Origin of the sequence: Nostoc sp., assembly GCF_036917555.1 — a bacterium.
Taxonomy (GTDB): Bacteria; Cyanobacteriota; Cyanobacteriia; order Cyanobacteriales; family Nostocaceae; genus Nostoc.
The window spans coordinates 238265-251284 of sequence record NZ_JBALDD010000063.1 but is presented as its reverse complement, the minus strand read 5'-3'; the positions used below and the strand labels follow the sequence as shown (position 1 = coordinate 251284).

17 protein-coding genes, 1 tRNA gene and 1 pseudogene are annotated in these 13020 nt (G+C 40.8%); 14 read left to right on the top strand and 5 right to left on the bottom strand.

Annotated features, from left to right (window positions below):
- Positions 1 to 30 precede the first annotated feature (30 nt).
- From V7K60_RS23600 to V7K60_RS23585, 4 genes and pseudogenes are all read left to right on the top strand, one after another.
- Complete coding sequence (locus tag V7K60_RS23600) at positions 31 to 294, top strand: helix-turn-helix domain-containing protein (protein ID WP_334928869.1); 264 nt, start codon at positions 31 to 33, stop codon at positions 292 to 294.
- Between the two features lie 257 nt (positions 295 to 551).
- Positions 552 to 617: pseudogene (locus V7K60_RS23595) on the top strand (hypothetical protein); the annotation flags it as partial.
- A complete protein-coding gene (locus V7K60_RS23590; protein ID WP_334928867.1) occupies positions 594 to 1286 on the top strand; it encodes a pentapeptide repeat-containing protein in 693 nt (230 codons plus the stop codon). The pseudogene V7K60_RS23595 and the gene V7K60_RS23590, both read left to right, overlap by 24 nt.
- 133 nt (positions 1287 to 1419) lie before the next feature.
- On the top strand, positions 1420 to 1773 hold the full coding sequence (locus V7K60_RS23585; RefSeq protein ID WP_334929401.1) for a type I restriction endonuclease subunit R, EcoR124 family: 354 nt from the start codon (positions 1420 to 1422) through the stop codon (positions 1771 to 1773).
- Between the two features lie 42 nt (positions 1774 to 1815).
- On the opposite strand, the gene V7K60_RS23580 is transcribed toward V7K60_RS23585, so the two are convergent.
- A complete protein-coding gene (locus V7K60_RS23580; RefSeq protein ID WP_334928865.1) occupies positions 1816 to 2805 on the bottom strand; it encodes a TniQ family protein in 990 nt (329 codons plus the stop codon).
- 50 nt (positions 2806 to 2855) lie between these two features.
- The gene (locus V7K60_RS23575; protein WP_334928863.1) at positions 2856 to 3116 is read right to left on the bottom strand and encodes a helix-turn-helix domain-containing protein; all 261 of its coding nucleotides are present in this window, start codon (positions 3114 to 3116) and stop codon (positions 2856 to 2858) included.
- 180 nt (positions 3117 to 3296) lie between these two features.
- On the opposite strand from V7K60_RS23575, the gene V7K60_RS23570 reads away from it, so the two are divergent.
- Both V7K60_RS23570 and V7K60_RS23565 read left to right on the top strand, forming a co-directional pair.
- Positions 3297 to 4277: a heteromeric transposase endonuclease subunit TnsA gene (locus V7K60_RS23570; RefSeq protein ID WP_334928861.1), complete on the top strand. Its 981-nt coding sequence runs from the start codon at positions 3297 to 3299 to the stop codon at positions 4275 to 4277.
- A 240-nt stretch (positions 4278 to 4517) separates the two neighbouring features.
- Positions 4518 to 4658 (top strand): hypothetical protein, encoded by a 141-nt coding sequence (locus tag V7K60_RS23565; protein ID WP_334928859.1) that lies wholly within the window; start codon positions 4518 to 4520, stop codon positions 4656 to 4658.
- A 148-nt stretch (positions 4659 to 4806) separates the two neighbouring features.
- On the opposite strand, the gene V7K60_RS35400 is transcribed toward V7K60_RS23565, so the two are convergent.
- On the bottom strand, positions 4807 to 4986 hold the full coding sequence (locus tag V7K60_RS35400) for a hypothetical protein (RefSeq protein ID WP_442944455.1): 180 nt from the start codon (positions 4984 to 4986) through the stop codon (positions 4807 to 4809).
- A gap of 14 nt (positions 4987 to 5000) precedes the next feature.
- On the opposite strand from V7K60_RS35400, the gene V7K60_RS23560 reads away from it, so the two are divergent.
- Genes V7K60_RS23560 through V7K60_RS23545 form a run of 4 tightly spaced genes read left to right on the top strand, consistent with a single transcriptional unit; the run spans position 5001 to position 8535 of the window.
- Positions 5001 to 5993 carry a Mu transposase C-terminal domain-containing protein gene (locus tag V7K60_RS23560; protein WP_442944454.1) on the top strand — a complete coding sequence of 331 codons (993 nt, stop codon included), beginning with the start codon at positions 5001 to 5003 and terminating at the stop codon, positions 5991 to 5993.
- Between the two features lie 2 nt (positions 5994 to 5995).
- Complete coding sequence (locus V7K60_RS23555) at positions 5996 to 6376, top strand: hypothetical protein (protein WP_334928857.1); 381 nt, start codon at positions 5996 to 5998, stop codon at positions 6374 to 6376.
- Positions 6377 to 6383: 7 nt separating this feature from the next.
- Positions 6384 to 7148, top strand: coding sequence for a hypothetical protein (locus V7K60_RS23550; RefSeq protein ID WP_334928855.1), 765 nt, complete (start codon positions 6384 to 6386; stop codon positions 7146 to 7148).
- The gene (locus V7K60_RS23545; RefSeq protein ID WP_334928853.1) at positions 7138 to 8535 is read left to right on the top strand and encodes a helix-turn-helix domain-containing protein; all 1398 of its coding nucleotides are present in this window, start codon (positions 7138 to 7140) and stop codon (positions 8533 to 8535) included. Before V7K60_RS23550 ends, V7K60_RS23545 begins: the two co-directional genes overlap by 11 nt.
- Positions 8536 to 8697: 162 nt before the next feature.
- Here V7K60_RS23545 and V7K60_RS23540 read toward each other — a convergent pair.
- Positions 8698 to 8771: transfer RNA gene (locus tag V7K60_RS23540), tRNA-Val, on the bottom strand.
- Between the two features lie 169 nt (positions 8772 to 8940).
- Here V7K60_RS23540 and V7K60_RS23535 point away from each other — a divergent pair.
- From V7K60_RS23535 to V7K60_RS23520, 4 genes are all read left to right on the top strand, one after another.
- Entirely contained in the window at positions 8941 to 9921 is a 981-nt protein-coding gene (locus V7K60_RS23535) for a site-specific integrase (RefSeq protein ID WP_334928851.1), read from the top strand.
- An 80-nt stretch (positions 9922 to 10001) separates the two neighbouring features.
- Entirely contained in the window at positions 10002 to 11096 is a 1095-nt protein-coding gene (locus tag V7K60_RS23530) for a tyrosine-type recombinase/integrase (RefSeq protein ID WP_334928849.1), read from the top strand.
- A 561-nt stretch (positions 11097 to 11657) separates the two neighbouring features.
- Positions 11658 to 11906, top strand: a complete 249-nt coding sequence (locus tag V7K60_RS23525; RefSeq protein WP_334928847.1) for a hypothetical protein — start codon at positions 11658 to 11660, stop codon at positions 11904 to 11906.
- A 109-nt stretch (positions 11907 to 12015) separates the two neighbouring features.
- A complete protein-coding gene (locus V7K60_RS23520) occupies positions 12016 to 12399 on the top strand; it encodes a hypothetical protein (RefSeq protein ID WP_334928845.1) in 384 nt (127 codons plus the stop codon).
- A 225-nt stretch (positions 12400 to 12624) separates the two neighbouring features.
- Here V7K60_RS23520 and V7K60_RS23515 read toward each other — a convergent pair whose 3' ends face one another.
- Positions 12625 to 12948 (bottom strand): hypothetical protein, encoded by a 324-nt coding sequence (locus V7K60_RS23515; RefSeq protein ID WP_334928843.1) that lies wholly within the window; start codon positions 12946 to 12948, stop codon positions 12625 to 12627.
- Positions 12949 to 13020: the final 72 nt, after the last annotated feature.

Genomic DNA, 13020 nt, shown 5'->3' with positions numbered 1-13020 from the left:
ATCCAACTCTACGCTAACTGTGAACTAGGAATGACTCCCCGGCAGTTTTACTCTAAGTGGCAGGTAAACTACGAAATACTTGCCTTGATTTGTTCGCGATCGCTTCCTACAGTGCAACGCTGGTTTAGAAGAGGTCACAACTATCGGCCTCCGCTAACACTAGACTTACGTAATCTTGCTTTAATGGATTTCTTGCTAGAGCATTTTGAACAGATTCCTCCTAATCTCTTGAACAAGCTTTGTTCCTCAAGCCAAACTCAGCAAGACTCTCATACAACTAACTCCCAAAGCTAGGTCAAGTGAGGAAAGTAGACTCATATTTTAATCTAAATGTCAATATAATTCTGATATTTCTTTACTAGCCATTCTTAATTAAGATGGCTATTGTTTAATCCTAGTTAAAGAGGGATTTACTGTGAATCCTCTTAAAACAACAGAGAAATTAAAGATTAAAGTTTTTTATGCTTTCTAATCCTAGTGAACTTGTAGCAAAACTTCTAGACATAGATGAAAGAGAATTTTGAAGAGTATGCTTACCTGGAGCGCAGCTTCAAGGAAAAGACCTAAGCGGAGTAGACTGGTATGGCGGAAATATGAGCAAAGCCTGTCTAGATGGTGCAAATTTACAGAAAGCTGTTTTATTTCAATGTAAGTTGACGGAAGCATCTTTTAAAGGGGCGTTACTCACAGAGGCGTGTTTCAGAGCAGCAGACTTGAGAGGAGCATTTTTTCAGGGCGCTGATTTGAGAGAAGCAGATTTTGTGAATGCAAATTTGACTAACGCCAACTTAGCAGGCGCTGATTTGAGAGGGGCAGACCTTTCTGGTGCAAAACTTAATGAGGCTAATCTGTGTGGCGCAATTTTGGATGGAGCAAAAATACCTGGAAAAGTTGTTAATAACCAAGGTATTCCGTTCAACCCAACTTGGCGAATTTACCATTGGGAAGGGCTAAGGTTTCGCTCTAAGAACGAAATAGAAATTGCAAAGGCGCTTGATGAGGCTGGTATTCTCTTCTTACCCCTTTGCCTAGCTCGGCTCAATACGCCAACAGGTAGACGTAATCTAGAACCTGACTTTTTAGTTTGCCATCACGGTAAATGGGGTCTTATGGAAGTTGATAGCCCTTACCACACTCCATTGACACGAGTAGATGAACAAGAGCGAGAACGCTTTTTTCAGCATCACGGCATTAGAGTAATTCAGCGCTTTGATGCTAAAAGCTGTGAGGATAAACCCCATGAAGTGGTTAGGGAATTCCTGCAATTAATTGAAAAAATGCACTAGCTCTTCGATTCTTGACGTTAATTAATCTGTAATTAACCAATGATTCTAACTGGATAAAGCTAAATAGCTGAAAGTTTAATTTAATTTAAAATTAAATTTTTTAACTCTGGCTCCTTTTGTTGGCGAATAAACACTGCCAAATAATCATGCACTAGCTGATAACGATCATCTCGAAGAGCGGCTACCCATCCTAGAACCCGAAGAAAAAATCGAAACCGTCTTTCAAGACTTCTGGACTCAAGAACGTGTTGAAGCGATTCAGCAACTCTGTATAGAGGAAAACCTCAAGATCGAAGCCGTTAATCAAATGATTGCCGACTACAAATTCTCTGGGAAAGAACCATTAAGGGAAACCGTGTTGAGTGCTTGCAACGAAAAACCGAAATTATTAGAGTGTAAAAAAATATTTGCGCGAGTTGTATCAAAATTACTCGACATCATCAACAAACTTGATAACGCTCTTGGTGAGCCTGGGGAGGAAGAATAAAACAGTTCTCAAAGCACGCGATCTTCAAATTTATACTAAACTTCACAACTTTAATTCCAGACTAAAATTCCCGAACAATATCTTGCTCAATTCTTTAAAATCTGACGCAAGCAACTGGGATACACTAATCTTCGCCTTCTCGCACACAGGAATAATCAACTTCACTAAATGATAAGGTTGACTTTGATTTCTTGTTGAGGCTATCCTCAACGATTCCATAATTCCCCCTAAATCTCCCAATAACTTCAAATCCTTTCCAATTGCTTGTTCAAACACTAACAAAATCAATTGTAATTTTCGGGTTAACTCGATTGGGATGGGTTTATATCCTAATTGGGGAGTAAATGCAATTAATTCACTGATTCCTTGAATATTAATTCGATATTTCTCTATTTCTTCTTCGCCTTTAATTTCCTGCCCTAACCACCCGTAACAACCAGAGCAAAATCCTGCAGGTGAAAGCCTAGCCATCACAGGTAAACGCGAACCACAATGAAGACATTCTTCTATTAATCGCTGTTTGTGAATCAAACAAAATTCTACATCTTTAAATGACCATAATAATGGTTCATAGATCGTTTTGTTTTCCTGCCTCCAATCTTCCCAACAACAAGGACACCAAGCGCGATTGTTCCAAAATAGCCCCTTGTCATAAATCATTCCTTTCCAGCTTAAAAGGGTCAAAAAGCGTAAATCCTGACGCATTGTTAACTCTTCTAAGACAGTGACTAACTTTCGTGTCATTTCTCGCATTCCGTTGATAATCGGTTTAGCATCGCTATTTCCCAATAGGTGACTCAGATTTTTTGACAGTAGCTCAGATTTATCCTCATCTTTGAGGATAAGTGGCGCAATTTCTCCCATAACGAGCTTCTGAGAGGTTAAACAGTGCGCTTGCGCCAAACGATGGAGATAGCTACTAAGACTTTCTGCGTAGGGAGTTCCCACCGCCACAGGTTCAAGAGAGAATAACCGACTCCGTTGCGGGATTTCTAGAGGTTTTAGGCTCCAATGTTCTGAGTAAATTGTCATTCCTCTTGGATTAACCTAAATGCTGGTACTTTAGTTTTAAAAGCCAAATTTCAGGAATTAGTTTCCGATTCACTCTTAACCTCAATGCCGTAATTAATAAAGAAATCGGAGACAGATATCTCCAAAGCTGCCGCTAACTTAACAATATTTTTTAACGAAGGGTTACGCTCTCCGTTTTCGATACCTGAGATGTAGTTGCGATGAAGCCCTGACCTTTCAGCCAGTTCTTCTTGGGATAAATCTAGCTCTCGCCTTCGCCGCCTAATCGCTCTGCCAAAGCGGTACTCAATACTGAAGTGTTTTTGTGTCACAAAACAATCCTGAACTAGTATCGCCGTTAAATCCATCTACTATCAGTGGACTTTTGCATACTATAAGTGTTGTAAAAGGTAAGTAATATAGCATCAGACAAGCAAGTTCCTAACTTTATGGTCTTATTTTGATAGATTCATAAAATAAAGCGCAAAGCGCTTAGTAACGGTAACGACTATATGAAAGAGCAATTTGAACAATGGGTTGCTCGCCTTCAAATATCCGAGGCAGGGCAAAAAATTATTGAGAAAGTTCGCTCATCTGAGCCATCCCATCGCGTTGGTGGCGGTAGTAAGAATGTTTCGGGACGCTACCCTAGTCGCAAACTGGGAGTCACGATTCAATTTGAGTCTCATCGAGTTGAACTGCCGATAATCTATCAGTTAGAACATGATAAAGATGTTCTAGAATTCTACGATCAACCACCACAAATTAAACTTGACTATCAAGCAAGTAACGGACGTAGATTAGGCGTTTTACACACCCCAGATTTCTTTGTCATCCGAACCAATTCGGCTGGTTGGGAAGAGTGTAAAACTGAGCAGGATTTGAAAAAACTAGCAGAGAAAAACCCCAATCGTTACTTTTACTCTGAAGAAGATAATCAATGGCATTGTCCGCCAAAAGAAGTCTATGCTAACCAGTTTGGGCTTTATTACCGCATTCGTTCAGATCGCGAAATCAATTGGCTTCTGCAACGTAATCTGCAATTTTTAGAAGATTATTATCGTTCAGAATCTCTAGTAGTAAAAGAAGCAATTGCTCAATCATTACTTGCAGTTGTGTCATCTCAACCAGGAATCACTTTAGCAGAATTACTCAATCGGTCAACAGGAGCTAAATCTGACGATATCTACACCTTAATTACTCAAGAGCAAATCTATATTGATTTAAATGCTTCACCACTTGCTGAACCAGAAAGATGTGTAATCTTCCGTGATGAACAAACTGCTAGTGCTTATAGATTAATGGTTGAGCAACCAAGTGTAAGTCTTCCAGCTATCTCTCCTGTAGTCAATATTGTTACCGGAACGCTTGTTAGTTGGGACGGCAAAGGTTTAAATATCATCCATGTTGGAGAAACAGAGGTTATACTGGGCGCAGAAAATAATCAGTTAATTGAACTCAAAAAAGCTGTATTTGAGAATCTGGTTCGCTAAGGAAAAATCACAAGTCTCCAAACACCAGAAAAAACAGATATTAGCACAGAATCTTGGCAGCGATTTTATCAAGCTAGTCCTGAAGACCAAGCAGAAGCCCTTGAACGCTACAAAACTATAGAACCTTACTTAAATGGACATCCCTCAGAAAAGGAAACAATACCAGCCCGTACCATTAGTTACTGGAAAGCTAAATATCTAACTGCACTTCAAAAATACGGTTGCGGCTATATTGGGCTTTTGTCTCATCGCAGTGCCAAAGGTAATCGTCAGCGCAAGCTGCCTGAAGACACCTTAGCAATTATGGAGAGGTTTATTTTAGAAGATTATGAAACTCTTAAACAAAAAAGAATGTGGGAGGTTTACGGGGCTTTAGTTTGAGATTGCGAACAATCTGGTGTAATTGCTCCGAGCTATAAAGCATTTACCAAAGAAGTACAACGCCGGACTGGTTACGAACAGACTAAAAAACGCCAAGGTCGTCGTGCCGCTTATCAGCATGAATCCTTCTATTGGGAGCTTGCTATAACTACCCCAAGACACGGCGATCGCCCTTTTGAAATTGGGCATATAGATCATACTGAGTTAGATGTAGAGCTAGTTTGCTCTGATACAGGTCGCAATCTTGGCAGACCTTGGGCAACATTTCTCGTAGATGCTTATTCACGGCGATTGCTGGCAGTTTACCTAACGTTTGACTCACCCTCATATCGTTCTTGCTTAATGGTGCTAAGAATTTGTGTCAAGCGTCACGGCAGGCTTCCCCAAATTGTAGTGGTAGATAACGGTGCAGAGTTTCACAGCGTTTATTTTGAAACACTACTAGCTACTTTTGAATGTACAAAAAAGCAAAGACCCCCAGCCAAAGCTCGTTTTGGTTCGGTTTGCGAACGCCTATTTGGAACTTCCAATACTCAATTTGTCCATAACTTACTCGGTAATACACAAATAACTCGTAACGTCCGCCAAGTCACCAAGTCAGTTAACCCTAAAAATCAAGCCGTATGGACACTTGGTTTACTTTATGAATACCTTTGTGCTTGGGCTTACAAAGTTTACGATACAGACGAACATCCGGCACTTTTCCAGAGTCCGAGGGATGCGTTTGCTGCGGGTATGGCGATTGGTGGCAGTCGGGTTCACCGCATGATTTCTTACGATGAAAACTTCCAGATTCTTACCCTACCTACGACCTCAGAGGGGAAAGCAAAAGTTCAAGTTGGACGTGGTGTAAAAATTAACTCAATCTACTACTGGTCTAATAGTTTCCGCGACCCCCAAATTGAAAATACCTCTGTGCAGATAAGATACGACCCGTTTAATATTGGTATCGCTTACGCCTTTGTTCGAGGACAGTGGGTACAGTGTATCTCTCAATATTATGCAGAACTCCAAGGTCGTTCAGAAAAAGAATTGAAGTTAGCTAGTATCGAATTACGCAAACGCTCTTCAAATCATGCACAACAATCTAAAGTTTCGGCTAAGAATTTAGCAGAATTTTTAGCATCGGTAGAAGCTCAAGAAGCTCTATTAGAACAGCGTTCATATGATGCAGAAGTTAAGGAAGTCTTTAGAGTAATTGAGGGTGGAAAACCGACAACAAGCCGTAACGAAGAACCAAAACTTATTCAAGTTACTTTTGCCAATACCGATTTTCAAGCGGATGAAGATGAAGCGATCGTCCCAGAAACACTTGTAGTGTATGAGGAGTTTTAACTATGACAAAATCTACTGGATTTCCTCTTGAACTCCTCACACGGCCTGCTACAGAAAGGCTTGCTTACTTTGAAAATTACACCGTAGCGCATCCTCGACTTAAAGAAGTCTATGAAATTCTCATGCGAACGATTGCTGAACCAGCAGGAGCTTCATTTATCTTTGTTTACGGTGCTAGCGGTGTCGGTAAAACAACTTTGCGGCTCCGCGTTGAGCAGAAATTAACAGAACTAGCATTACCTAAACTGGAAAGCGATCGCAGTTGTGTTCCTGTTGTTGGTGTTGAAGCTGTAGCCCCAGAACCCTTGAAACTTCAACTGGAAAGATTACTACACACGCGCCTTAATTGCCTTAGAGGAACCCTTAATCGATCACAAGTTTGATTACGGTGTGCGTGGTATCTCTCGTGATAATTTTTGCAAAATTAATATTGAGTCAAAAGTAGTTGCACCGGCTTTACGCAGAGCTTTAGAAAATGCTCTCATCCACCGTCATCCAGACGTATTTTTTGTAGATGAAGCACAACATTTTGGTAAGATGGCAAGCGGGTATAAGCTACAAGATCAATTAGACTGCCTCAAATCTGTGGCAAATATGACAGGTATCTTACATTGTCTATTAGGAACTTACGAATTACTGACATTCCGTAATTTGAGCGGTCAACTCTCACGTCGTAGTGTCGATATTCATTTCCGTCGTTATTGTGCTGACAATCCAGAAGATGTACAGGCTTTTAAAAGTGTATTGTTGACTTTTCAACAGCAGATGCCACTTGCAGAAGCTCCAGATTTAGTCAGTCATTGGGAATATTTTTACGAACGTACTTTAGGATGTGTTGGCATACTGAAAAATTGGCTAACACGCGCTCTCAAAGATGCTCTGGATCGAGAGGCAACAACAGTCACTCTCAAAGACTTACAAAAACGTGCTTGGTCGGTTGCTCAGTGTCAGAGAATGTTCAAGGAAATTCAAGAGGGCGAACGACAATTATCTGAAACGGAAACAGACGTACAAAACTTACGCTCTGCTCTAGGACTTGGAGCAAAGACAATTGCACAGCCAGAAGAAGCTCCAAAAAACACTCGTCCACCAGGAAAAGTTGGCAAACGCAATCCCAAAAGAGATCCTATTGGAGTGCAACAAGATGTTAGCTAATCGATTAGTAACATACGAATGTTGGGATTTAAAAAAGCTTTCTATTCCATCTCGTAGTCGGTTGTATCAATTAGAGCCTGTTGGCATTAGAACACCAATGGTGGAAAGCCTTACAGGATACATAGAAAGATTAGCAGAGGCTCATTGTGTAACTCCAGATGTATTAATTTCACGAACAATTACACCACTGCTAAAACAAATATTTTTGAAATCCCGATCTAGTAGAGATTTACGTTCTCTTTTCGACCGTGCTACAGCTATAAATGGTACAGGAAATATAGTAATAGATTTAGTACAAGCACTTCAGAAGCTAACGCTTATAGAAGATTTGCACTTGCTGACCCTGCTATTTTGGTCTGAAATTATTCCCACGCGCAATTTGTTTCGTACCCAAAGCGCTTGGTGTACTGTATGTTACGAAGAATGGCGTTTAGCTAAACAAGTAATTTATAAACCACTACTTTGGACTATAAATTCAGTAAAAGTATGTCCTTTACACAAAATATATCTATGTTTGCAATGTCCTCACTGTCAGCAGGAGTTGCCACTACTAAGTTGGCGATCGCGACCTGGTTACTGTTCCATGTGTGGTGGCTGGCTAGGTATGAATCTTCCTGTCAAGTCCTCCTCAGAACTTATGGATTGCTCAACTTTATCTAAAGAAGAATTACATTCGCAAACTTGGATAGTAGAGGTTATTGGAGAATTAATTTCTTCCACCCTATCTTTTAACTCTCCACCAGCAAAAGAAGAAATTGCCAAATCTTTGAGTCTAGTCATAAATGCAGTGACTAATGGCAATATAGCTGAGTTTGCCCGTTTGATGGGAATACCGAAGAATACTTTATGGATGTGGCAGACGGGTAAAGCTTTACCAGTGCTTGATATACTTCTCAAAATTTGTTATCGCTTAGAAGTATCTCTGCTAGATTTACTAAAACCAGAACAACTTGCTGCTAAATCTTTTACGAAAATCTCACACAAAACCATTCGGCGATCGCCCACACTAAGAGCATCTCCAAAACTTTTCGAGGCTAATCAAGTACAAGATGCTTTGCTAGCAATCCTTGCAATCGACAACCAGCCACCACTGACAATGGAAGAAGTAGCTACAAATCTAGGATATAATAGGCGGACAATTTTTAGGCACTTTCCAGATTTATGCAGTGCTATTTCTGCCAAATACCGTAGTTATGGTAAAGCATGTCACACAGAAAAGATACAGCAGTCTTGTAGAGAAGTTAAGCAGATTGTACTTAAATTGCATAATCAAGGAGAATACCCCTCAGAAGCTTGTGTGTCTGAAATAATGACTCATCCTGGATATCTCCGTTACAAACAGGTTCGTGCTGCTTTAAATGAAACACGACGTAAAATTGGAGTGTAAAGCTATTAAACTTAAAAGGGCAGAGTAAGTTGGCTTCTTTCTCTACACCTGGAAAATTGGAACCATAACCTTGCCGTTATTTATTGGAAGCATAAGCTTGCCGTTGCGGCAAAGTTATGGGTAAAGTCACAGACAAATAATTAGTCACTGTACAACAACAAATGGACGTAACTGGATTTGAACCAGTGACCTCTACGATGTCAACGTAGCGCTCTAACCAACTGAGCTATACGTCCTTAACCACTTTTGGACTGTCCCAAGTATACCATCTGAGACGTATTTGGGACAATGCGAAATATTAAACCAATAAATCATAGTGGCTCCATACAGCTTAAGTTTTCGTTTGGCGGTAAAAGGTACACTTTCAACCCTATACCCGGTGGGCAATATGGCGATAAAAGGGATATGGCCACTTCTCAGGCGATCGCAACCAAGATACAGAATGATATTCTAGCGGGACATTTTGACTTGACCCTAGACCGCTACAGGTTAGCGCCTAAGAACACCAAAGAAACCCGTAAACCAAATAAGCTACTGGAGTTATGGGATCTTTGGGTGGCTACTTTGGAGCTACCAGAGGCAACTAAGGCCAATCATTATCGCTGGGTACGCACAATGATCGCCAAGGCTAACCCCGGATTAACTGATATTGATTGGTTAACTAAGTCTGAGTTATCACCCAGGACTTATAAGGATCGCCTGAGCTTTGTTAGGTCTTGTTGTAAGTGGGGATTAGCTAAAGGACTGATAGAGACTAACCCATACGAGAACCTTAAACTACGGAAAGCCGCGCCTAAAGAGATTAAGCCCTTTAGTGCTATAGAGATCACTAAGATACTACAAGGTTTCGATGATTTGTACCCGGCTTACAGTCCTTTTGTAAGATTCTTACTGGCTACAGGGGTACGCACATCAGAAGCAATAGGGCTACGCTGGTGTCATTTGGATTTTTCAAAGGGAGAAATAATCATCAAAGAGTCACTACCTAAAGACCTGTGTGGTAATGGATATACCAGAATCAGAAAACAGACTAAGACAGGAAACATAAGATACTTATCAATGCCTGATGATCTTCAATATCTACTTAGCTCTCTTAAACCACAAAAAGTAGACCCAGACAGTTTGGTTTTTAAAACCCCCGAAGGTTGCATTATTGATGCTGATAACTTCCGATCACGGCATTGGAAGGTAGTACTAAAACACTGCCAGATACCGTATAGGAAACCCTATACCACTAGACATACAATGGGCAGCCATGCGATCGAACAAGGCATCCCTGTAACAGGTGTAGCGTACCTTTTAGGTCATAAGAATAGCCGTATGGTAATAGAAACTTACGGACACATGGTTAACCGCCCAGCCCTGCCTAATATTCCTATTGGGTAAAAAAATATCTTAGGATCTCTAATATATTCGTTGCTTCTCAGGTAGGCTCAAAAAGCCTGCTTAGTTATCAGGTGGCTACCATGAAAAGGGCTAAACCTGGCACAGTCGGCATTGAGAAATACAAGGGTCACTACAGACTCCGATTACCCAGAACAATCGCTGACGGATCTGGTCGCTATATATCCACTGGGCTGGCTGTTGATGACCCCAATAACCTTAAACAAGTTCAGAGGTTAGCCTGGGATATTGAGGATGATATAGCTAACGGTAGGTTTAGTTTAAGTAAGTATAAAGTGACTAAGGTAAAAAAACCTTGGTTAACCCTTAAGGAAATCTGGCAGCTATTCACTGAATGTAAAAAATCCGATCTAGCTATTTCCACTCTGAATAAATCCTATAACACCTGGGCAAGATTAATAGAATCATTACCCTACCAATACCCCGAAGATGCCAAGAATATTAAAATATGGTTACTAAACAATAAATCCTCTAATGGAACTAAGCAGTTTATCATTCACGTTAGCGCGGCTTTGGATTGGGCAGTAGACCGAGGACTAATAGACACTAACTCGTTTAAAGGTTTAGCTACGGGTATAAAAAGTAAAAAGAGTTATCAAATAGACCCCTTTACCACCTTTGAGATGCTAGCCATACTCCAATCGTTTCAGGATAATCACTATGAATCTTTTGTGTGGTTCCTGTTCCTCACTGGTTGCCGGACTGGTGAAGCGATCGCCCTACAGTGGAAACAAGTAGCACTAGATTATAGTTATGTAGTAATAAATACTACATATTATTTAGAGTTGCGATTAAGGAAACCTACCAAAAATAAGCAGGCTAGGCAGATTCCATGTAACCCTCAGTTATCCCAGTTACTTCAGGGGTTGACCAGAGGCAGCCCAACGGATCAGGTATTCCCTAGTCTTCAAGGCTGTGTCATAAATAATCACAACTTTCTACTGTATCACTGGCGACCTAAGATCACCCAGTTGATTGAACAGGGGCTAGTAGAGCGCTATCGTCCAGTCTGTAATACTAGACATACAGCTATTACTAGAATGCTTGAAGCTGGCCTAACTGCTGCTGAGGTAGCTAGGATAGTTGGGAATAGCCCAAGGGTTATTAATGAGCATTATGCAGGTGTCAGTCGCTTCACGGTTCTACCAGAGATATAACAGTTAACCTGATTCTAGGCATTAAGAAGCAAAAGTTAAAATATAACCATCAAATATTGGCTTAATACCCCAAGATTCCTGGGGGATTTTCTATGGATACCAAAAGACTACTTAAACTCCCTTTTCAGGGGTTTTTGTCTACCGAAAGTGCCGTGTAAACCTTACTTGACAAGGATTCTAGCGTTTTTAGTGCCGATTTCTGATTACCTGTCCTGTATATATGGTATTTAACTGGTTTTCTTTAGTAACTAAATATACAAAAATATTCTTATATTTCCTAATGCATCTAGTGTATCCATCAGATATATTGGATATATGAAAAGCGAGGGGTTATGGGTAAGTCGATATCGGTTAGGTTCTCAGATGAAGATTATGAAACGCTTAAAAAAGAACATTTTGAGTACTGCCAACAAATCGGTCAGCTAATATCTCTTAATCAATACATGGTTATGAGATTATTGAACAAACTCCCGTCTGAGTAGTAAAAGCAAATACCGGAAATAGTTCGCACCTATCCCCGGTATTCAAAAGTAAACTTTTTGATCTTAGGAAGATAATATCATGTCTAATCTAGTATTACAAGGCCCTTCAGTATCCACCACAGCTACTTGTACGACCCATATCCCCGTAGTTGAGAAAGTCCTCGACAGAATCCTAGAAGCTATGGAAAAGGCTGGCTGGGAATGGGACGGAACGCTTAATACGGTTGATGATTTTTACCGCGAAACTAAAAACTATGATTGGTGGGATCTGACCCCAAGAAGAAAGAACGCAAGAAAAATCTACGTTATGTACATTTACACCATCTAGCCACCCACGGTGGCCATAAGTCCTGAGTGATCACCTTATGCTCAGGACTTATAAGGGCGACGGTTTATCAACTTGACTAACTTTGTATATTACTGTGATATACAAAACAATGACCAAATCTAAGACCCAGGCTTCGCCTTCTAACCCTACAGAACCAGATACTAACAGCCTTGACCCTCGGTTAACCCAAATCATCCAGTTGTATACCTTGGGTCAACACGAATATGATGGTATCCGCGATTATCCCTTGCATGACCCCTTAGACTTTGAGAATGAAATCCAGTTCTTGATTTATAAACAAGGCTTCGAGGATGCCATATATGATCAATCCTTCAAACCAGAACTAGATGACCCTGAGTTACTGGAGTACTCGGAAGGTAGTTACTATCGCGGGTGGAAACTCAGAGGAAAAGAATATGATCAAGCAGGTTACTGGATCATCAGATGGACTAATAGCCTCGGTCAGACCGGGCGTACCAAAGTAAACGCATAAGGCGATCGCAGCTATGAAAACCAAAAGATTACTTATTACCCTAAATGATGAACTTCACCACCAACTACAGAACTTAGCTAACCACAATGGACTCTCTATGTCCGCCCAAGTCCGGTACTTTATCAGCCAAAGCAGACTTTCTGAATGCACACAAGGACTAAAGGTTACAACTGAGGACTAATAACTGAACCCTCAGAACATTCTGAGGAGTCTTTGGTAACTGGTTTACCTGTGCTGGTTGTATACCAAATAGCAGACTGATTTAAGTAGGTCATGGCTGGCTTGGCTGTCTGCTATCACACTTACAGATCCCCCAGATGTCTTTACGTGCCAGCCTGGAACTTTCAAAGGGTCATTAGTACCCTTAACTGGCTTAGACAGAAGCTCACCACCATTACAGAAAGCTGTGTAGGCTTCTACTTTTCTGTAGCCCTTGGCATCCTCTATGGCATAAGTGAAGGATGTCCAGCCCTTCATACCACCATCCTCAGAGTTAGGTGGGTAGTTGGTTAAAGCGTACAGTTTAGCCCCATCCTTAGTTACTCCCATTAGGATATTTCTGGCTAGCACAGAGGAACTGGACAGTACTATGGACACCCCTAGCAGCCCTGAGATGATCTT